This is a genomic window from Paenibacillus lutrae, from assembly GCF_009757775.1.
Lineage (GTDB): Bacteria > Bacillota > Bacilli > Paenibacillales > NBRC-103111 > Paenibacillus_F > Paenibacillus_F lutrae.
In genome coordinates this window covers 336-21,572 of record NZ_RHLK01000025.1, presented here as the reverse complement: position 1 = coordinate 21,572, position 21,237 = coordinate 336, and the positions used below count along the sequence as shown (strand labels likewise).

Genomic DNA, 21,237 nt, shown 5'->3' with positions numbered 1-21,237 from the left:
TAGCCACCTTGGTGCCTTTTGTTTGCTGATGGTTCAACCCTTGCTCCCCGGAATACCGACTGCACGTCAGCGTCGGCTTTACTTGATGCCCGTCGTCGAAATGCCCTCAACGATATACTTTTGAGCCAGGAAAAACACGGTAAGCGGAGGCAGACAAATGATCGTCGTTACGGCCATAACCGAAGTCATGTCGACACCGAACATCCCTTTGAATTGAGCCAGGCCCAGCGTCAGCGTATACATACTCGCATCGTTCAGGAAAATGAGCGGTCCGAGATAATCGTTCCACGTGTCCAGCATATTAAAGACACTGACAAGCACAAGTGCCGGGAACATGAGGGGAATAATAATTTTCGTGAAAATCTTCAGATCCCCCGCACCGTCGATTTTAGCGGCTTCCTCAAGTTCCGTAGGAATGGTCATAATAAACTGCCTCAGCAGAAAAATATAAAACGCCGAGCCGAACCAGGACGGAACAATCAGAGGCTTAAGCGTATTGATCCAGCCCAGGAAGTTAAACTCCATATACAGCGGAATCATCGTAACGTCCCAGGGAATCATCATTGTAGCCAGTACGACCATGAACAGGGTATCCCGGCCTTTGAAACGGAACCGTGCAAAACCGTACGCAACCAAGGACGATGAAATCAGTTGGCCGATGTTGCACAGCACAGTAACGGTCAGGGAGTTTTTCAGAAATAAGGTAAAGGGCTGTATGGTCCATGCCTTGGCGAAGTTCTCCCAGTGAAGCTCAGACGGAATCCATTTAGGCGGATACATGTATACTTCTTCCGGGCTTTTGAGAGCGGTTGTAACCAGCCAGAAGAACGGCATCAGGAACAGCAGCGAGAAAAACAGCAGCAGGGCATATGTGAGCACTTTCTTCATGTCATTACCTCACAATCGTCTTTACAGCGCTTTGCGCTTCGTTTTCCGGGCTTTGGTCTTCTTCAGTTCACCTTCGTAATAGACGAACATGGAGGTCGAGCGGAAGACCAACATCGTCAGTACGAGCACGATCAAGAACATAACCCAGGCGTTCGCTGCGGAATAGCCCATTTTGAAATATTTAAAGGCGTTCTCATATACATACATAGCGTAAAAATAAGTGGAATTCAGCGGCCCTCCGCCTGTAAGCGTCAACGCGAGGGTGAGCTGCTGGAAAGCGGCTATGATTGATGTAATCAGGTTGAAAAGCAGAGTCGGACCCAGCATGGGAAGTGTGATTCGGATAAACCGTTTGAACGCGCCCGCACCGTCCAGCTCGGCGGCTTCGTACAGATCGCCGGGAATATTTTTCAGCCCCGCCAGAAAAATCAGCATCATGGACCCTTGTGCCCACAGACTGGCAGCGACCATCGCGATCATCGACCAGCTGGGCTCACGCAGCCAATCCGGTCCGGTAATCCCGATCAGGGACAAGAAATAATTGAGGATGCCGTATTCTCCGCTGTATACCCAGGCCCAGATCATGGCTAAGGCAACGCCCGAGATGACCGATGGCAAGTAGAACACGGTCCGGAAAATGCCGCTTCCCCGGACGTTCTGATTGAGCAGAACAGCCAGCAGAAGGGCGACAGCGAGGTTGAGCGGCACGAAAATGGCGGCAAACCGGATCGTTACGCCCAGGGAGTGCCAGAATAAAGGATCATTTGTGAACATATTCACATAGTTTTGAAAGCCGATAAAGGTTCGTTCGCCGACAATGGGCCAATCGAAAAAGGAAATGACGAGCGAGAACAAGAGGGGTCCGAGCGTAAAGGCCACGAACCCGATCATCCAGGGAAGAATGAAGAGGTAGGGGGTTAGCCTTCCTCTTCTCCAGATGCTGCGCCGCACGCCTTTTTGAAGCTGCAAGGTGTTTGGTTGCATAGGCTCACTTCCGTTTCCCTAACGGGTTATTTGAGAAAATTATTTGAAAAACTTTTGTGAATCACGCACGGCCGTATCCATTGAATCCTGAGCGTCTTGTCCAAGCATAATGGCGTTGATGGCCGAAGTTAAGTTGCGATTGACCTCGTTCCACTTGGGGCTGAGCAGGAAAGCCGGGGTATTGTCGCTTGCTTCGAGCATCGTGTAGAAAGCTTTATATACCGGATCCTGGTCGAGCTTGTTGCCTTCCACAATGCTTTTGCGCACCGGCAGGTCACTCGTCCGGAGCTTGATCGCGTCCTCGGAAGCATAGTATTTGATGAATTCCCACGCTTCTTCTTTGTGCTTGGAGTTTTTGGACATCGAGACCGCAGACTCGGCGATTACGCCTTTAACCGGCTTGCCGGCAAAGACCGGCATCGAAACCGTACCGACATCAACCTTGGCTTCCTTGAATCCGTCCAACGGCCAGATGCCGCTCTCCCACATGGCGATTTTGCCAGCTTTGAAAATATCGTCTCCCGATTGCTGGTTCTTGCCGCCTACAATCACGGCCGACTTGGATTTGACGAGGTCGCCGATCATTCCGACCGCCTCTACCGCCGGCTTGCCGTTCATGTAGCCTTCAATCGTTTTGCCGTCTTCCGAGATAAAGCTGCCGCCGTTGCTCCAGACAATTCCTTGAAGATCGTACGGATCGTTCTCCGCCCGGACCCCGAAGCCGTACTGCTTTTTGGCCGGGTTCGTCAGCTTCTGGGCGGCGGTTTTGAATTCATCCCACGTCCAGCCTTCTTTGGGCTGGGGAACGCCTGCTTCGTCGAACAGTTTTTTGTTGTAATACATCACTCTTGTCGTAAACCCCGCCGGTACTCCGTAAGCGGTTCCATCAATCTTGACGTAATTGAGCAGGCCTGGATAAAAATCATCCAGCTTCAACGAACTATCGTTTTTCATCCGCTCTTCGAGAGGCTCAAGATTTTTGTGATACGTCGGAAAATCCCACATATACATCACATCCGGCGCATTGTTGGCCCCAATCGAAGCAGCCAGCTTCTGGTCGAATCCGTCCCCGTAAGCCTCGACCTGCACCTTCACATTCGGATGCTTGGCTTCGAAGTTCCTGGCGATCGTTTCCTGAATTTTGAGCAGATCGCCGGTATCCCAGGTAGCGAAGCGCAGAGTCACTTTGCCGCCGCCGGCGTCGGAGCTCCCTCCCCCCTGGGCCTCTCCCTGCTTGGTGCTGCAGCCCGACAGGGCAAGAGCGGTAACGATCGATCCTGTAAGCGCGAGAACAAGCGTCTTTTTCATAAAGTTCCCCCCATAGACATCTTAGGTGTGATGCGATGAATGCTTTGAATTGATTTCAGTTTACGGTAAATAAAGCGTTTTCAAAACGGAAGAATGTCCGAAAAAAAGTGCTGCTTTGCCCACTATTCCGCCGACTTCCGGTGAAGGTGCCACTACGTCCGGCGCAAGGGGGTGTTTTTATACGGCGATCTGTTCCCCAGGAAAAAAAGAAGGTTTCCCCTCCGGGAAACCGTACTGGCTGAGAGCTAGCGAATAGATGTCGTTCTCCGCTCCGTGCGATAATGACTCGGGGTCTGACCCGTGCAGCGCTTGAACCACTTGCTGAAATATTTCGCATCCGGCATGCCCACCCGCTCCGCAATATCCTGCACGGTCAGCTTCGAGGTGCTCAGCAGCTCTGAAGCGATCCCAAGCTTCGTGCGGCAGGTGAATGCCACGAAGCTTTCGCCCACCACGCGCTTGAAGAGCGTGCTGAAATGGCTGCGGCTCAGTCCGACCTCATGGGCCGCTTCCGCGACGGAGAGCTGTGAATCCGCCTGCTCGATGATCAGGCGCACAGCTGCGGCAATGGGCTCGGGCCATTCGCCTATGCGCACGCGGTGGCGCGTCTCCAGCTCGATGCGGCCGTGCAGGCGGCGTACCTCCGCCAGCCATCCTTCGCCGCCGGCGAACGCTGCACCCTCCGCCCAGCGCAGCTGCGGGTCCGCCGCTTTACGCGCGCACAGGCGGGCATTCCATGCCTGCCGCTCCCCCTGCGGGACGAGCAGCAGCACATGCTGCCCGCTGAGGGCCACTGCCGCGCATAGACCGGCGGAGGCAAGCCCTGTGGCCAGCCGTGCGGCACAGGTGGCAGGGCCCGGTTCGGGCGGGATGCCGGTGCTTAGACTGCTGGCGTCAGGGAAGACATTTCCTCCGGACTCACCTGCACGCGCGCCTCCGCCGCTAGAACCTCCGCTGTCTCCGCAGCCGATCAGATAAGGCACCGTCGGCTCGCGCATCCATCTCCACTCCCCTTCGAGCAACCTCTCCAGCTCGGCGAGGAAGCGGTCGCGGATTCCGTGCAGCCATTCGCGGAGCGCTCCTTCCACACCGGCGGATTTGTCTGCGCCGGATGCCTCCTCTCCCCCGGAATGAGGGAACGGCTGCCCGCGGAACTTTGTGAGCTCGCTGCGGAAGCCTTCCAGATACTCCCCCAGCTCCTCGTCACTGAACTCGGTTTTGAGCAGATAGCCGGATGCGCCGTACTTGATGCCCTGCTTTGCATACTCAAAATCACGATGGCAGCTGAGCAGCAGCGCTTTTGTCCGCGGAGCGTGTTCCTTAATCTTGCGGATCAGCTCAATTCCCGTCATCCCCGGCATTACGATATCCGTAATGACAACCTCCGGCTTATGCTCCAGGAAAGCTTCCCAGGCCCGGGTTCCGTTCGGTGCATCCGCAACGACCTCCATCCCGTAGCGGGCCCAGGGCACAGTGCTGACCAGACCCCTGCGGATAATCACTTCATCGTCGGCAATCAGTACCCGTATAGACGTATCACTCATCACGTTTCCTCCTTCGGAAGCATAATCCCGATGCATGTTCCTTTTCCCGGTTCCGATTCCACATCCAGTCCATACTTGTCACCAAAATGAAGCTTGATCCGCTGATCGACGTTATAGATGCCGATACTGCGCTTCTTGCGGCCGTCCGTTTCTTCTCCCTGTTCCGCCAGAAGATCACCGGCCGCAGCCGGGTCCATTCCCTTCCCGTCATCGCATACACTGAGCCGGATTGCCGTTCCCTGCTGCCGCACCTTGATTTCGATCATACCTTCTCCATCCTCGAATGCATGGAAGAAAATATTCTCCACCAAGGGCTGCAGGGTCATCCGCGGTATGCGGACCTCTTCCAGAGGAATATCTCCCGGATCGATTCGGTAGGTGAACACATGACCGAATCGATATTCCTGGAGATTCATGTAATGATGGATCACATCCAGCTCTTCCCTTAAGGTGACCAGCTCGCGCGTATAATTCAAGTTACCGTCGAGTACCTTGGTCAAATGCAGAATCATCTGCTGTACCTCGGAGTTGCCGGCTATGCGCGCTTTCCACTGGATAGAGGCGAGCGTATTAATCAGCAGATGGGGATTAATCTGATGATGAAGCGCTCTAAGCTCCGCTTCTTTTTTCTGCCGCTCCACACGTTTGACTTCTCCGAACAAATCCTGAAGCTGAACCACCATATGATTGAAGCTGCGGCCCAGACGTCCGATCTCATCTTCGGAATCGACTGCAATCCGGGTATGCAGCCGTCCGAGTGATACGTCTCTGATGGAATCCTTCATTTTTTTAATCCGGCTCAAGAAACGCATGGAACTGAAATACGACAGAACAAAAGCCAACAGAATGGACAAGCTGACGGCCGTAAACGTAAATGTCCGGATCAGCAAAGACGACTGGTAAAACTGGCTGTGCGGCGTCCGCACTTCGATCTTCCAATCGGTTTCCTCCGACTGTTTCGTCCAGACAACATCATTGTCACGCTTTGAATAGGGCTTCGCCGTCTGATACAGAACGCGTCCCTGATCCGTTATATTCAGGAAAGCCCCCGTATCCCGTTCATACTCTTGGAACATATCCAGCAGCTTGTCCGCTTTTACTTCAATGAGCACTCTGGCATCCTCCAATGCCCCGACCTGATTGTGTATCCGGAAAAGCAGCCCGATCACTTTTTCTCCCGGAATATTGGATGTGCCGCTGTACTGTTTGGGCTCGTAAATACTGAACAGATATCCCGTACGCTCTTCTCCAAACCAGGGGCTTTCCTCTACGAGATTCGTATTGGCAATTCGCTCCCCGTAATAATAGCCGGACTTCGTTAGTATAAAAATACCTTTCGTATCCAGCGTTTTGTGAGCTTCTATATATTGTTCGAGCTGCTGCTCCTCTTTAAAGCCCAAATAAGTCGTCGGGATTTCCTCATGCAAAACGGTAAAGTTAGGGTCAAGCAGGTAGGATAAAATATCCTCTACGGTATATTTCATCTGAGCCAGTGTCGAGTCGATCTGCACCTGGAGCTGGGACACCGTATTTTCCCCGTAACGACCGAACTGCTCGTTTATCGTATGGGAAGACTTGTTATACAGCACATATCCCAGCGTTAACAGAGGAATAATAGCGACCAGCAAAATCAGCAGCACCAGCTTCCCCTGCAGGCTCCGGCGTAAACGCATCGGTAGTAGGCCCAGGTGTCTAAACAACGTTATCTCCTCCGCATGCAGTAAAGTAAGCGCTTCCGTAAAATGATTATAGCACGGGAAGGCTGTATACACATGCCTCCCCGTGCTCTGCTGATTTGAAATATAATCTAGTTACGCCCCGTGACTGAACTTGTCAGAACGTTGTCAGAACGATACCGTCCGTTCCCGTGCGCGAAACCCTCTATAAAGCGGCTCCGGACGGCTGCGTTTTTTTGAGATAGACCCGCCACGTGATGCACCATTCTTTGGGATCGTCGAAGCTGGATTCGTCGATGCGGTGAACGGTGCTGTTGTGCGGCGCACTTTTTACGATCTCCGGATTTTCATAAGCCTCCTGTGAGATGTGCCGCAGCGCGTCCAGATATTCGTCAAGATCTTCTCTGGAGTATGACTCCGTCGGCTCCAGTGTGAAAGGCTGCGGAACGATATACGGATGATGGCTGGTCCAGTAGTGCAGCCCGAAATCGCACATTCTGCGCTGAATATCCTCGGTCGTCACTCCGGTATCCTTGGTCAGCTGCTCCCAGCTGTAACGCACCTGCTCCAGGCGTCCGCCTTCCACGTATGGAGCGCTCGCACCTTTGATTTTCAAAATATTTGCGTACAAATAATTGTTGTTGAGAACGGCTGTCTTGGCCACATCAAGCAGTCCCTCCGGACCCAGTGCGCGTATCCAGGCGTAAGAGCGGAGCACCGTTTGAGCCACACCGTGGAACATCCTCACTTTGCCGATGCTTTCCTTGGTTTCCTTACTCAGCCCGTAGCGGCTGCCATCGTATTCCACAATGGGACCCGGTAGGAAAGGCGCCAGCTCAGCCGTCACTCCCAGAGCTCCGGTTGCGGGTCCTCCGCACATATGGGGCGCCGCAAATGTCTTGTGCAGGTTGAAGAAGCACATGTCGAAACCCGCTTCTTTGGCTCTCGCAATACCCAGAAGCCCGTTTGCGTTCGCCTGATCGTAGAAGCAGAGTCCGCCCGCTTCATGCACAATGTCCGTAAACTCGCGGATCCGGGGATTGAAGATACCGGTATCCTCCGGATTGGCTACGACAAAGCCTGCCGTCCGCTCGGATACCGCGTTCTTGAGCGCTTCCAGATCGGGGAACCCGTCTTTGTCCGGGTACAGCGTAATGATCTTGTATCCTTTCACAGCAGCGGTAGCGGCCTGGGACGGATGCGAGAAGATCGTCGTGATGATCTCGTCGCGTTTCTCCCCTTCCCCGTTCGCCTCATGATAAGCCCGGACGATGGACGCCATAGCGAATAGTGCCTGCGTTCCGCTGCTCGGCTGGAACGAGAACCGGTCCAATCCCGATATCTCCCTCATCGCCAAGTCCAGGCCGTGATAGACTTCGAGCATACCCTGTACCGTATCCGGGTCCTGCAGCGGGTGGAGATCCATCATTTTGGGGCTCCGGATGAGCATTTCGTTAATCCGTGGAATATATTTCATGGTACAAGTGCCCTGGCCGATTTCAACGTTAAAATCCGACCCCAGCGTTTCCTGAGACAGGCGCAGATAATGCCGCAGCACTTTGGCTTGACCTATCTCCGGCAGAGCCGGGGCTGTCTCTCTGCGCATCGCCGCCGGCAAGGCGGATAAACCGTCGCCTACCTCGGATTCAACTTCCGGCTCCGCCGCCGGTACCAGAATCCCGCGTTCGCCCGGACGGTGCAGTTCAAATATAACCGGCTCATCCCATTTCGCCTGGTGGAACTTGCGGACCTTGCTGTTGCGTTCGATTCGTTTGATCATGGTGCCGATATCCCCTCTCATCGGTGGCTGGTTCTATTGGTTAGTTCTATACATTCATGCTTTTTCAGATTCGTTTTGTCGTCCCGGCTTCTTATCTTTGCGGTATTCCCCCGTCATTTCATTCAAGAGGAACATCAACCCAGCACTTTCTTCAGTGCAGCAACGAGAGTATCGATATCCTGCTTGGTGTGGATTTCCGTTACACAATAGAGGGCACACTGTCCCCACTCTGCAAATTCGGCAGACAAGTCCTTGCCTCCAAAAATATGTTGATCAAGCAGAAGCTTGTTGATCTCCGTCACACTTTTGCCTGAAGAATTAAAATCAACGACAAATTCTTTGAACGTGGACGCCGTGAATTTTATGCTGACTCCCCCGATTTCGGACAGCCGCTTTTTGGCGTATTCCGCCTGCTGCACGATGGTCTGGCCTACCTCAAGCATGCCTTGCGGGCCCATCAGAGCCAGATAGACGCCTGCTGTGATCCCCCACAACGCGGTCTGCGTGCCGACGGACTCCTTCCCTTTTTCTCGCTTCGCAAAAGAAGTCCGCTCATACGCCACATCGCCGAAGCCGTATTCGCCTTCCACGGAAGTCGGCGCGATACCGAACAGACGTGACGGGTATTCCATCACGTAAGCTTCTTCGTCGCGCGAAGCGATAAACCCGGCATGTCCGCCCCCGTAATTCATGCGGATTCCAAGAGGCTGCAAATCTCCGCAGACAAGGTCCGCGCCATAGTGGGACGGCGGCTTCAATACACCCAGCGAGATGGGGTCCACGCCGACTACAAACACGGCCCCCGCTTCCTTCGCGAGCTTCCCGATCTCTTCCCCCTGAACCTCAATGTGACCGAGATACGAAGGATTCTCAATGTAGACGGCGGCAGTATTCGGGCTTAGCTTGTTCTTCAAATCGTCCAGATCCAGCAATCCTGTCGCAGGATCGCAGCCGATTAGAGTGCAGCGGATTTGCGGCGACAAGTAGTTGCGGATAATGAGCAGGCGGTCCGGATGGGTCGTCGCCGGCAGCAGCACCTCGCTGCGCCCGTTCATGCGTGCGGCCATCCGGAGTGCGGTAGAAGCCGCCTGTGCCCAATCGAACGTCGGCACGTTAACGACGTCCATGTCGATCAACTCGGCCAGAAGGCTCTGGTATTCGAACAGCGCCTGGAAACGGCCATGATCCTCGTACGGCTCTCCCGCATACGCGGTCACGAACTCCGAACGCTGGCTGATTTCGTCGCACACAGCGGGCACATAATGCTGCCAGCAGCCCGCTCCGAGAAAATTAAGCCGTTCCCGGCTGTGAAGATTGCGGTTCAGCAGCGTTTCAATGTGGCGCTGAAGCTCGTATTCGTTCAAGGCCGGACCAATCTGAAGCTTATCGCGGTAGCGCAAAGATTCCGGTACCATGCGGTACAGCTCTTCTATATTCGTGACTCCGATCACTTCGAGCATGTCCTTTTGTACGCCGGGTACCGTGTTCGGTATATATGGATGGGATGAAGACTTCCTGGTTGCCATCGGATTACCTCCCTGTGTGTGCTGAAATTGAAATTATGATCTTGATGAAAAGAAAAGCAAAACGGCTGTTCCTTTCCCGACTTGCGTAATCCGATTTGCGTAAGATAATTAACAAAATCGGTGCTTGCGGCTTCTTTCCCTGCCGGTCATCCGGCGTTCAATAACCCCATCGTCCTTACTGCTCCCGCATCTGTCTTTACGCAGGACCAAGTTCTCTCCGTGATGCTTAACCAGCTTACGCCAAGCCTCCGCCGTCCACGACGAGAACCGAACCTGTGATCCATGCGGACATCCCGCTTGCCAGGAACAGCACCGCATTGGCTATATCCTGAGGCGTACCCAGCCTGTTCAGCGGTCGTTCCGCTGAGGCTATGAGGAAGCTGGCCTCCTCCCGGCGCAACTGCTTGGCTTCGTCGCGCAGAAGCGGCGTGTCCGTGTCACCCGGACAGACACAGTTGACGCGGATACCGGCAGGGCCATGGTCAATAGCCATCCCGCGGGTCAGATTGACCACGCCGGCTTTGGCCGCGCAGTAAGCGGCCGCCTGATCGCCACCCTTGAGCCCCCAGCCCGAGCCCGTGTTGATGATGCTTCCACCGCCATTCTTCTCCATGACCGGGATGGCATACTTGGACAGAAGGAAAGTACCTTTTAAGGAAACGTCGATTACGAGGTCCCACTGTTCTTCCGTCAGTTCCACAACGGTTTTTCGCCGGATTACGCCGGCGTTGTTGAAAACAATATCGATCCGGCCTGTCTCCCGGACTGCCGCTTCGACTGCCGCTTGGCAATCTTCCGCCCGAGTAACATTGCATGGAATATAGCGGACCGAGTGTCCTTGTAACGTGAGGAGACGCTCAGTTTCGCGTCCTCCGGCTTCGTTCATGTCGAGCAGCATCACCTTTGCCCCGTGGGCCGCCAAGGTTTGAGCCGCCGCGAGACCGATTCCCGAAGCGGCTCCCGTGACGAGTGCCGTTTGTCCGGTTAAATCGAGCGGAGAAGTGTTCGTAGTCATCTGATATACCCCCTTGGTATGCTTGCTGCCTCTATCGTTTGTTACTTCTATCTCTTGTTACATCTATCGCTTGTTACTCTATCGTTTGTTACTTCTATCTCTTGTTACATCTATCGCTTGTTACCTCTATCGCTTGTCGCCACCTGCCGCTTTACTTCTCCGATTTCTCTGCCAGCATCTTAAAATTCGCTTCTTCCCTGCATTTGCCGGCCAGCAGAAGAAATACGCTCGAGGTCCAGGTGAACGCACGGTCACGCAGCCCTTCACCTGTTACGGCATCGAAATTCTCCGCCATACCGGACTTTGCCGCCATGCGGCAGAACCTGCGGGCCAGCTCCGAGGCAAACTCCTCGTCACCCGCTCCGCGGATCCCTTCCACGATCAGCATGGTGGAAGGAGCCCAAATGGGCCCGCGCCAGTAACCGTCAGCCGAGTAGTACGGGCTGGACGTACTCTCCGTCGCCAGCCCGTTGCCGGTCAGGAACCGGCCCGGCTGTTTCAAATCCGCGATCAACTTCTCGCGAATAGGAACGGGAAGCCGGTTTCCCAGCACGATTGGGACGAACGTCAGCAAGCTGTCACCGGCCGAACGCTCGTGGGAGCCGGAACGCATGGCCGTGAAACGGCCCTCCTTCTCGTCCCAGAAGTGCCCGATCAGCTTCTGGAGCAGCTCCCGTGCCCGCACCGACCAACGCTCGGACTCTTCGCTTAGGCCGAGTCTCAGCGCCGCGGTGGCCAGCACCTCCATTTGAATGACGAGGAATGCCGAAAGATCCGGACTCTCTACCGGAATATCCGTCAGGAACGCCGTGCTGTTGTCCCATCCGCTGTCATTGCCGTGATTGTACTGCGGGATTCCGTCCCCATCGTCATCACGATACCGGAACCACCATGTCGTCCATTTGCCGAGCGGTTCATAAATCTCCTGAAGCCGCGCATCCGTTACCGCCGATGAATTTTCCATCATCCATTTCAATGTCCAGCCGTGAATAGGGGGTTTGCAGCAGTTCCAGAGTGCATATTTATCGTTTAAAAAGTCCGGCAGCACACCGCTTTCGTCCTGCCGGTCAAAAAATATCGCAAATTGATCCCAAGCCAAGTCCGGGTTCGTCCCGGCCAGTGCCATCGCATTGAAACAGTGATCCCAGCTCCATATGTTCGTCATCCAATTCTTGGACATGTACATGGCGGCCCGTGATAAATACCCGTCCGCCCGCACGACGCAGGACCACGTAATATATGCGGCTAGCGTCCGCGCTTCCTCCCAGTCGTCCTGAGTCCGGATTGTGCGGGCCAGCCACTGTTCCCAGTCCTGGCTTACCATAGCTTCGGCTTCCTCATACGAATATCGGTCCCGCTGTCCGGGAACCGTCCGGTATTCCTCGAGAGACAGATCGAATGAACGGGTTTCTCCGCCGGGTATCATCTCAAAGGAAATATGCTTGGCACGAAGTCCCCCCCAGACTACATCGGGTTCGAAATGCCCGCCCAGCGGGGACAGCAGAATCCGGACTTCCCTAGAAAAACTGTTGAGCTCCCAGCCTCTTTCTTGGTAAGGGAGGGCATAATCGTAAGCGCTTAGCTCCGCCGTCAACTTCAATCCGATTCCTGCGCCCCTGACGCGGATACAGTCCGGCTCCGGTATGCACCATTCCATCCAGCCGGTTCGGGTCTCCAGCCGTATCTTGACAGGAGTTGCCTCTACCCGATAATCCGGCAGAGGTTCTCTGCTCTCCGGATCAATGGGAGTGATGCCGAATAGAACACCGGCCTGCTCGTCACCTCCGCGAATCATACGTAAGTAGAGCCCTTCGCTGCGCTTTTCGCTTCGCGGCAGTCTAGATAGGGCAAAATAGGAACCATAGCGGCTGAATGGAACTACAGACAGATTGAGCTTCATAATTGCTGCCCCCTTTGCACCTTGAATTCATTGTTCCTGCTCGTAAAGAGAGCGTTTACATAAAATTGTACAGGAAAGAATACAAACCCCAAACCGACGCTTGTTGGTATCTTCGTGTCATTTTGCCTCTGAAGGGCCCCGGCTTTTTGCCAAGAGTATCAAAAGTTCCATTTTGTACGGATACATTCGTATTATTGTTTTCTGCATAAAGAAAGCTGGCAAAGCTAAACAAGCTGGCGCCGGCATAATACCGTAGACAGCTTGCAGCATGGTCTTTCAATGTTGGCCAAGTCTTATCTGAAGAACTATGACAGCAGAACCTGATCATAACCTTCTCTACACGAGGTCACAAGCTTCTGCCGGCATCCAATCCTTATCCTTACCTTCCCACTTCACATTGCATCCGATAGGATTAGTAAGCGGTGTAGAGACTGGCTTGCCGTTTATAACGGCCCCCAGTGCCTCCTGCAGGTTGTTTTCCTTTATTTCCGATATCTCCTTAGGATTATCTACTCCCCGGCCCGTATAGACGAGCCTGCGCTGTTCATCGAACACGAAGAAATGGGGAGTCCGTAATGCTCCATAGGCAAGGGCGGTTTGCTGGTCCGCATCGTGAAGATAGGCCCATGGGAACTTCTTCTCTTCCATCCGCTCCACCATCTTATCAAACGAATCATCCGGATTCGTAGAAGCACTGTTACTATTAATCGCGACGAATGCGGCACCCTGCTCTGTAAATTGTTCTGCGGTTCTGCGAGTAATATCTTCCGAGCCCCGGACATACGGGCATACATTGCTTGCAAAAAAAATCACCAGCACTTTGGCATGACGGAAGCTGTCCAGGCTGTAAGTATCTCCATCCGTTCCAGGCAAGTTAAAATCCGGCGCGGTATCTCCAATCGATAAAGTAAAACCCATTGTGAATCCCTCCTGTCTATACGTTAAAGTACCTCAAATGAGCCCCTTTCGAATCTTCGGTCTTATATTTAGAACTGGCCTGTCTTGTATAAGGCATAAAAAAAGAACCCTGAAGGGTTCTTTTTGTCGGTGATTACGTGGATGATCTTCAATTTCTTGTTGGTTCGCAAACCTTCACAGTGAAACGGCTTCTGGAACACATAAGTGTCTTTGGCACATCTCCTCCAGTTTGGATTTTCACAAGCTCGAATGACCTTCTAAAAGCTGTTCAGCGGAATTTTCCAACGGAACCACACCTCTCTGTGCTCACCGACCTTACTAGTATGACCATTTCATAACGAAGTATTCATGATTCACGAAAACTTTATTAATTTATATAAAAATTGTACGCTTAGCTGCCTTCACCATGATTTTGACGACTGTGATTTCTTTTCTTCACCTTTTTGGAACCGGATAAAGGCGCGTTTACCGGTCCTTCATATTCTTCGCGCTGTTCTTGCACCATACTCTCACCAACAGGCTGCGTTTTGGGCTTGGACATGATGAATCACCTCAATCTATCTGGATTTATCTGACCTACTCTTCGTGATTTAAGGCGTCTTGATGGCGACGATCATTCGTTTGCTGCTGTACCTGCTGAGCTTGATGACTGTTTACGATCGTCTTATCGAAATCCTTTGCCACATTCTGGAGATTCTTATCCCTGCTCTTCTGTCTTGTCATGGCATTTCCTCCATTTCCCCTAGGGAACAATTAAACGTGAGTCAAATCCTGAAGCGTTTGGGCACATTCGTGAATATGCCGGATATAATCCCCAACGAGGTTTTGAATGATATCCGTCGTTTCATCGACGTGCACATCATCCCTCTCCACATCGACCAGTTCCACCCGTACCTCACGTGAATCGACATAGGTGCATTTAAAATCAAACGTATAGCTGGATCTCCCTGCATTGGTGATATGGATTCGAATCGCTTGAGGATCGGCCTCATCGGGCCAAACTCGCGCGTGATCCGATTCAGGGAGCGTCCGCGGAAGCTGCTCCATCCATGCTTTAGCCAATTCTTCTCGCTCAATGGCTGGTTTCTCCATATTGATCATATTCAACACCTCCATACCTTTAACATGTGTCATTGTAGGGTGCCCTTATTCCGTTTCCTTTTCATCAAAAGCTGGCATTAAAGCCCGCTGATTTTTCTCTGACACATAGGGTTAAAATGATGGGCGCCGTATGAGTTCCCGGTACTTGGTCCGCGTCGTATCTCTAAAATAACAAAAAAGACTGCAGGGATAATCCCTGCAGTCTTAATCTTTGGAGTACGGAGAGGGTGGGATTCGAACCCACGGTGCCCTCACAGACACGGCGGTTTTCAAGACCGCTGCCTTAAACCACTCGACCACCTCTCCATGAGCTACCGGCTTCCAAATACTTAGAAGACGATAACTGTAACAGAAAGATATTAACATACTTCCTTAGGGTTAATCAAGTGTTATTTTTTGCGAATCGCGCTTACGCCATTCATGTAAGGAACCAGCACATCCGGAATAAGGACGGAGCCGTCTTCCTGCTGATAATTCTCAAGTATTGCGGCAACCGTCCGGCCGATGGCAAGCCCCGATCCGTTCAGCGTATGAACGAATTCCGGCTTCGACTTCGCATCGCGGCGGAAACGGATATTCGCGCGGCGCGCCTGGAAGTCCTCGAAATTACTGCACGAGGAAATCTCGCGGTACGATTCCGAGCTTGGCAGCCATACTTCGAGGTCGTACGTCTTGGCGGACGTAAATCCTACGTCCCCCGTACAGAGCACCAGCACGCGATATGGCAGCTTTAGCAGCTGAAGTACGCGCTCTGCATGCTGAGTGAGCTTCTCAAGCTCCTCGTAGGAATCCTCGGGCTTCACGAGCTTCACCAGTTCGACCTTGTTGAACTGGTGCTGGCGGATCAGGCCGCGGGTATCCCGGCCGGCTGCACCTGCTTCAGAGCGGAAGCATGCGCTGAATGCGACGAAATTGCTCGGAACCTGCTCCGCGGCAAGAATGTCATCCCGGTGATAGTTGGTCACCGGCACCTCGGCCGTCGGAATAAGGAAGTATTCCGAATTCTCGATATGGAACACATCCTCTTCGAACTTCGGAAGTTGTCCGGTTCCTGTCAGACTGTCGCGGTTGACGATATACGGCGGCAGCATCTCCTCATAACCATGCTCCGTGCTGTGCAGATCCATCATGAAGTTCATCAATGCACGTTCCAAGCGTGCCCCCAAACCTTTATAGAAAACAAATCGGGAGCCGGTCACCTTGCCCGCGGCTTCAAAATCAAGAATGCCTAGATCCGTCGCAATATCCCAATGAGCCTTCGTCTCGAAATCGAATGTCTTCACATCCCCATTCCGGCGAATCTCCACATTGTCATCCTCAGACGCTCCGATCGGCACGCTTTCATGCGGCATATTCGGAATCGAAAGCAGCAATTGGTTAAGCTCGGTTTCTACTGTACGGACTTCCTCGTCCAGCTCTTTAATCCGATCGCCTACGCCTTTCATTTCAGCGATAAGGTCATCTGCATCTTCTTTTGCCTTTTTACGCATCGCCACTTCTTGGGATACGGTATTACGGCGGTTTTTAAGCTGCTCCACTTCTTGCAGCAGCTCTCTGCGCTGCACATCCAGATCAGCAATGCGGGCAACTTCATCAGTCTGTTTGCCACGGTTCGCCATGGCTGTCTCAACGGCTGCTATATCAGTTCTAATTAACTTCAAATCAAACAAGGAGACTCCTCCTCTTTATAGTGTTAAAAATCGAACAAAAGCACCCTTCTCTCATATGGAGCAAAAGAGGTGCTTCTGCTTATTGCTTTCATTCTAGCGGTTTTGTCGTATCATATCCAGGAAATAAGCGTGCATACGCGAGTCATCTGTCAGCTCCGGATGGAAGGACGCCGCCAATACCTGACCTTGACGGGCCGCTACAATCTGGCCGTTATAGGTGCTCAGCACGTCCACACGGTCTCCAACTTCATCGATCAGCGGAGCGCGGATGAACACAGCACGTATAGGCTCTTGAATCCCCTTTACATCCAGATCCGTCTCAAAGCTTTCACGCTGACGCCCAAAAGCGTTTCTCTGAACCGTCATGTTCATCAAGCCGAGATGAGCCTCTGCTTGTCCAGCGATGTGGTCAGCCACCAGGATCATGCCTGCGCAAGTTCCAAAAACAGCCTTCCCCTCGCGGGAAAAATTCTGAATGGCCTCAATAAAACCATAAGTTCTCATGAGCTTGCCAATCGTAGTGCTTTCACCGCCAGGGATAATGAGGCCGTCCAGCTCATCCAGCTGCTCGGTCCGTTTCACAACGACACCTTCGCCGCCAGCGGCTTCTATAAGGCGTATATGCTCTGCCACGGCCCCCTGAAGAGCCAATACCCCAACTTTCATGGTCGTTCCCCTCTTCCTGCCATCAGACGGCTGCTAATTACCAGCCGCGATCCTGCATACGCTCGGAAGCATGAAGTTTGGAAATCTCAATGCCTTTCATCGGAGCTCCGAGGTTCTTGGAAACTTCCGCGATCAATTTATAGTCTTTGTAATGCGTAGTCGCTTCAACAATGGCACGTGCAAATTTCTCGGGGCTGTCCGATTTGAAAATACCCGAGCCTACGAATACTCCGTCTGCTCCAAGTTCCATCATCAGGGCTGCATCGGAAGGAGTTGCTACACCGCCCGCGGCAAAGTTAACAACCGGCAGTTTGCCGTTCTCATGAATGTAGAGCACCAAATCGTAAGGAGCGCCCAGATTCTTAGCTTCCGCGTACAGCTCATCCTTGGACAAGCTTTGCAGCTTACGGATTTGGGATTGAATCACACGCATGTGACGGACGGCTTCTACAATGTTGCCCGTTCCTGGCTCGCCTTTGGTGCGGAGCATGGAAGCTCCTTCGTTAATTCGGCGAAGCGCTTCACCGATATCTTTCGCACCGCATACGAACGGCACGGTAAATTCATTCTTATTGATATGGAATACTTCATCGGCCGGAGTCAGAACTTCACTCTCGTCAATATAGTCAGCTCCCAGCGCTTCCAGTACACGAGCTTCTACGATATGGCCGATACGAGCTTTAGCCATAACAGGGATGGAGACCACTTTCATAACTTCTTCAAGGATTGTCGGATCTGCCATACGAGCTACTCCGCCTGCTGCACGGATGTCGGACGGTACTCTTTCAAGTGCCATAACAGCGCAAGCGCCTGCTGCTTCTGCGATCTTAGCTTGTTCCGCATTCATGACGTCCATAATGACGCCGCCTTTTTGCATTTCGGCCATACCTCTTTTAACGCGTGAAGTTCCCGTTTCCATCATAATCCTCCCGATTTCGTATCTTTTATCCGAATTATCGTTCATTAACTTCTAAGCTAACATTTTACATGATGGAGTACATTAAAACAATAACTTTTCCATACATAAAACGCATTAGAACAGGCCTTTTACCCCATTGAACAGATCAACGAACAAATTCTTGATCCCTCTGAAAAGCATCCGGAACCAGCTGGCCTTCTCCATTTCTTCTGCAGCGACCAGATCTACCGTTTCCGTATTCTTGCCGTAAGTGATCGTTGCTGTTCCTAGCTTCGTATCTTTCTTAACCGGAGCAACGAGCTTGTCCGCAGCAATAGCCTCTACTTTAGTTTCCACCTTAACATCCTGCGTTCCTTTTTTTACAGCAAAAGCGACATCGTTTTTCAGTACCGCCGGAGCTTCCAGCTCAACACCTTTTGTAATCGGAACGGTTTTCTGTGCATCAATGGCTGTGCCCGCTTTAGCGATGGTTTTGAATTCAAAATTAGTAAACCCGTAGTCGAGCACCTTCCTTGTCTGATTGAAACGTTCCGGATCTGTCGCTGCGCCCATTACAACCGAAATCAGGCGCATTCCATTACGCTCGGCAGTGCCTGTGAAACAATATTTAGCTTCATCTGTATGACCTGTCTTAAGACCATCCAACCCTTGGTAAGCGAATTTTTTGAAGTTAATATTGCTGCTGTTTCCTTCAAGCATCCAGTTATAGTTAATCATCGGAGCCTTATCCGTTTCTCTCAACTTTTTGGATGGAATTTTTGTATATTCAAGTACTTCTTTGTGGTCGTTTATCAAACTGCGTGCCAGTATAGCCGCATCCTTGGCGGACATCATCGTTTCGCCTGGAATACTTGCAGGAGCCATTTCTTTGATATCTGCTCTCGACAAGCCGGTAGCATTGATAAAATGAGCCTTGTCCGACATGCCGAGCTCTTTTGCTTTCTCATTCATCATTTTGGAGAACCCTTCTTCGGAGCCTCCTATTCTTTCGGCTAAGGCAACAGAAGCATCATTGGAGGAGTAGATGGACATCGCATAGAACATGTCTTTAACCGTTAACTGCTCCCCTTCGGCGATCAATTGTCCGGATCCGATAACATCGGCCGCGTATTTACTAGCCGTTACTTTATCTTCCCATTTCAGTTTCCCTTCCTGTACTGCTTCCATGACAAGATACTCGGTCATCATTTTAGCCATACTTGCCGGAGGAAATGCTTCATCTGCATTATTTTCATAGAGGATCTGACCTGTACTTGCTTCCATAAGGATAGCTGATTTCACTTGCAAATCAGGTTCACCTTCAGCCGCCAAGGCCGTTACAGCGAATATGTTAAGGATAGATATTTGCAGCATTGCAATTACGAGGGCCAACGACACTTTTCTTTTCCAAAAACCAAATGTTTTCAATTCCCACACTCCCATTTGTTAGTCCATGATCTGTATTATTGTAACATCATCAGCTTATAAAAAAAAGGAGACTCCAGTACGGGGTACTGGGCTCTCCTTTGGACTTCAAACATAGCTTACAGCGAGTAGTTAGGTGCTTCTTTGGTGATCTGTACATCATGAGGATGACTTTCGCGAAGACCAGCACCCGAGATACGTACAAAACTGGTATCGTTAATGAGAGACTCGATGTTAGGAGCACCGCAGTATCCCATGCCTGAACGAAGTCCTCCCACTAGTTGATAAATCGTATCTGCCAACGGCCCTTTATAGGCGACGCGGCCTTCAATACCCTCTGGTACAAGCTTCGTTTCATTCTCTTGGAAGTAACGGTCTTTACTGCCTTCCTTCATAGCTCCCAGCGAGCCCATTCCACGATATACTTTAAAGCGTCTGCCTTGGTAGATCTCCTGTTCGCCCGGGCTTTCTTCTGTACCTGCGAATAGACTGCCGAGCATAACGGCACTTGCGCCCGCAGCGATGGCTTTAACTACGTCACCGGAGTACTTAATCCCTCCATCAGCGATGATGGGTACATTGTACTCACGAGCAGCCGTTGCACAATCATAAATGGCTGTAACTTGTGGAACGCCGATACCTGCAATTACACGGGTTGTACAAATTGACCCTGGGCCAATACCAACCTTGACGACCGAAGCTCCGGCTTTGATCAGGTCACGTGTGCCGTCTGCCGTTGCCACATTACCCGCAATAATCGGAAGATCAGGATACTGGCTGCGAATTTTTGCAACCGTTTCTAGGATGTTAATGTGATGCCCGTGAGCGGAGTCTACGACTAGAATGTCGATCCCTGCCTCTACCAGAGCCGCTGTGCGTTCCATAACATCCTTGGATACCCCAACTGCTGCGCCGCACAAGAGGCGACCTATCGGGTCTTTACCGGCGTTAGGGAACTGAATAGCTTTCTCAATATCCTTAATGGTAATAAGGCCTTTAAGTTCAAAAGAATCATCCACCAAAGGAAGCTTCTCGATTTTGTGCTTCTGAAGAATTCCTTCTGCCTGTTCAAGGGTTGTCCCAACCGGAGCCGTAACGAGATTTTCTTTAGTCATAACATCCGAGATTTTAATGGAATAGTCATGGACAAAACGTAAGTCACGGTTCGTTAGAATTCCGACCAGCTTCTTATTATTGTCTACGATGGGTACACCGGAAATTCTGAATTTAGCCATCAGTGCTTCCGCATCGTATACATGGTGATCTGGAGTCAGATGAAACGGATTTGTAATAACGCCGGATTCCGAGCGCTTTACCCGGTCCACTTCACCGGCTTGCTGCTCAATTGACATGTTTTTATGAATAATCCCAATTCCGCCTTCACGAGCAATAGCAATGGCCAGAGCGGCTTCCGTTACCGTGTCCATCGCAGAACTCAGGAAAGGAATATTAAGCTTTACGTTTGGTGCCAATTTTGTTGCAACATTAATTTCTTTCCCAAATACTTGGGACTTACGAGGCACCAACAATACGTCATCAAATGTTAAACCTTCTTTTTCAAACTTAGCATCCCACACAGGGTTAGCCCTCCTATTCGGTCTTTAGGTCTATAGATATTATTGCAATCATACATAAGCGCATTTTTCATGTCAAGAAGAAGACTCCCCACAACTTTGGATTCCCTATCTTTCCCTAAAAATCTCACTTATAGCAAAAAGCCTTCTCGAACTTTCGTTCGAAAAGGCTTTTCTATCTCGCTTGGCAACGTCCTACTCTCCCAGGACCCTGCGGTCCAAGTACCATCGGCGCTGGAAGGCTTAACGGTCGTGTTCGGGATGGGTACGCGTGGTTCCCTTCCGCCATCGTCACCAAACAGGATGTTCCGAAGTGTTAGAGACTTCGAAAAACGCAGCATCTCCTTGCGGACATACCACTCAT

The 21,237-nt window shown here is 51.7% G+C and carries 18 protein-coding genes, 1 tRNA gene and 1 rRNA gene; all 20 read right to left on the bottom strand.

The features are described 5' to 3' along the window. Nucleotides 1–78: 78 nt before the first annotated feature. The 20 genes from EDM21_RS23630 to rrf all read right to left on the bottom strand — a co-directional run bounded on the left by EDM21_RS23630 (nucleotide 79) and on the right by rrf (nucleotide 21,172). Nucleotides 79–888 carry a carbohydrate ABC transporter permease gene (locus EDM21_RS23630; RefSeq protein WP_068777832.1) on the bottom strand — a complete coding sequence of 270 codons (810 nt, stop codon included), beginning with the start codon at nucleotides 886–888 and terminating at the stop codon, nucleotides 79–81. Between the two features lie 21 nt (nucleotides 889–909). Then, nucleotides 910–1,872 carry a carbohydrate ABC transporter permease gene (locus tag EDM21_RS23625; RefSeq protein ID WP_157338830.1) on the bottom strand — a complete coding sequence of 321 codons (963 nt, stop codon included), beginning with the start codon at nucleotides 1,870–1,872 and terminating at the stop codon, nucleotides 910–912. A 39-nt stretch (nucleotides 1,873–1,911) separates the two neighbouring features. Continuing rightward, the gene (locus EDM21_RS23620; protein ID WP_157338829.1) at nucleotides 1,912–3,180 is read right to left on the bottom strand and encodes an ABC transporter substrate-binding protein; all 1,269 of its coding nucleotides are present in this window, start codon (nucleotides 3,178–3,180) and stop codon (nucleotides 1,912–1,914) included. 245 nt (nucleotides 3,181–3,425) lie between these two features. Further along, the gene (locus tag EDM21_RS23615; protein ID WP_157338828.1) at nucleotides 3,426–4,724 is read right to left on the bottom strand and encodes a response regulator transcription factor; all 1,299 of its coding nucleotides are present in this window, start codon (nucleotides 4,722–4,724) and stop codon (nucleotides 3,426–3,428) included. Further along, entirely contained in the window at nucleotides 4,724–6,424 is a 1,701-nt protein-coding gene (locus EDM21_RS23610; protein ID WP_235918342.1) for a cache domain-containing sensor histidine kinase, read from the bottom strand. The genes EDM21_RS23615 and EDM21_RS23610 overlap by 1 nt, the downstream gene beginning before the upstream one ends. A gap of 181 nt (nucleotides 6,425–6,605) precedes the next feature. Beyond that, nucleotides 6,606–8,180: an aminomethyl-transferring glycine dehydrogenase subunit GcvPB gene (gene gcvPB / locus EDM21_RS23605; protein WP_157338827.1), complete on the bottom strand. Its 1,575-nt coding sequence runs from the start codon at nucleotides 8,178–8,180 to the stop codon at nucleotides 6,606–6,608. A 134-nt stretch (nucleotides 8,181–8,314) separates the two neighbouring features. Beyond that, on the bottom strand, nucleotides 8,315–9,706 hold the full coding sequence (gene gcvPA, locus EDM21_RS23600) for an aminomethyl-transferring glycine dehydrogenase subunit GcvPA (protein WP_157338826.1): 1,392 nt from the start codon (nucleotides 9,704–9,706) through the stop codon (nucleotides 8,315–8,317). A 235-nt stretch (nucleotides 9,707–9,941) separates the two neighbouring features. Beyond that, nucleotides 9,942–10,721, bottom strand: a complete 780-nt coding sequence (locus EDM21_RS23595; RefSeq protein WP_157338825.1) for an SDR family NAD(P)-dependent oxidoreductase — start codon at nucleotides 10,719–10,721, stop codon at nucleotides 9,942–9,944. Between the two features lie 151 nt (nucleotides 10,722–10,872). Further along, complete coding sequence (locus tag EDM21_RS23590) at nucleotides 10,873–12,621, bottom strand: amylo-alpha-1,6-glucosidase (RefSeq protein ID WP_157338824.1); 1,749 nt, start codon at nucleotides 12,619–12,621, stop codon at nucleotides 10,873–10,875. A gap of 336 nt (nucleotides 12,622–12,957) precedes the next feature. Beyond that, entirely contained in the window at nucleotides 12,958–13,539 is a 582-nt protein-coding gene (locus EDM21_RS23585) for a thioredoxin family protein (protein ID WP_157338823.1), read from the bottom strand. Between the two features lie 391 nt (nucleotides 13,540–13,930). Then, nucleotides 13,931–14,080, bottom strand: a complete 150-nt coding sequence (locus tag EDM21_RS23580; protein ID WP_157338822.1) for a small acid-soluble spore protein P — start codon at nucleotides 14,078–14,080, stop codon at nucleotides 13,931–13,933. A 35-nt stretch (nucleotides 14,081–14,115) separates the two neighbouring features. After that, nucleotides 14,116–14,262 (bottom strand): hypothetical protein, encoded by a 147-nt coding sequence (locus tag EDM21_RS24685; RefSeq protein ID WP_166542160.1) that lies wholly within the window; start codon nucleotides 14,260–14,262, stop codon nucleotides 14,116–14,118. A gap of 30 nt (nucleotides 14,263–14,292) precedes the next feature. After that, complete coding sequence (locus tag EDM21_RS23575) at nucleotides 14,293–14,640, bottom strand: hypothetical protein (protein ID WP_157338821.1); 348 nt, start codon at nucleotides 14,638–14,640, stop codon at nucleotides 14,293–14,295. A gap of 219 nt (nucleotides 14,641–14,859) precedes the next feature. Next, nucleotides 14,860–14,946 (bottom strand) — tRNA-Ser (locus tag EDM21_RS23570). Nucleotides 14,947–15,029: 83 nt separating this feature from the next. Next, complete coding sequence (gene serS / locus EDM21_RS23565) at nucleotides 15,030–16,310, bottom strand: serine--tRNA ligase (protein WP_157338820.1); 1,281 nt, start codon at nucleotides 16,308–16,310, stop codon at nucleotides 15,030–15,032. A 93-nt stretch (nucleotides 16,311–16,403) separates the two neighbouring features. Then, on the bottom strand, nucleotides 16,404–16,976 hold the full coding sequence (pdxT, locus tag EDM21_RS23560; protein ID WP_157338819.1) for a pyridoxal 5'-phosphate synthase glutaminase subunit PdxT: 573 nt from the start codon (nucleotides 16,974–16,976) through the stop codon (nucleotides 16,404–16,406). A 37-nt stretch (nucleotides 16,977–17,013) separates the two neighbouring features. Further along, the gene (gene pdxS / locus EDM21_RS23555) at nucleotides 17,014–17,898 is read right to left on the bottom strand and encodes a pyridoxal 5'-phosphate synthase lyase subunit PdxS (RefSeq protein WP_201280828.1); all 885 of its coding nucleotides are present in this window, start codon (nucleotides 17,896–17,898) and stop codon (nucleotides 17,014–17,016) included. 111 nt (nucleotides 17,899–18,009) lie between these two features. Beyond that, the gene (locus tag EDM21_RS23550) at nucleotides 18,010–19,311 is read right to left on the bottom strand and encodes a D-alanyl-D-alanine carboxypeptidase family protein (RefSeq protein WP_338044042.1); all 1,302 of its coding nucleotides are present in this window, start codon (nucleotides 19,309–19,311) and stop codon (nucleotides 18,010–18,012) included. Nucleotides 19,312–19,418: 107 nt separating this feature from the next. After that, complete coding sequence (gene guaB, locus EDM21_RS23545; RefSeq protein ID WP_166542159.1) at nucleotides 19,419–20,876, bottom strand: IMP dehydrogenase; 1,458 nt, start codon at nucleotides 20,874–20,876, stop codon at nucleotides 19,419–19,421. 179 nt (nucleotides 20,877–21,055) lie between these two features. Then, nucleotides 21,056–21,172: ribosomal RNA gene (gene rrf / locus EDM21_RS23540) — 5S ribosomal RNA — on the bottom strand. Nucleotides 21,173–21,237: the final 65 nt, after the last annotated feature.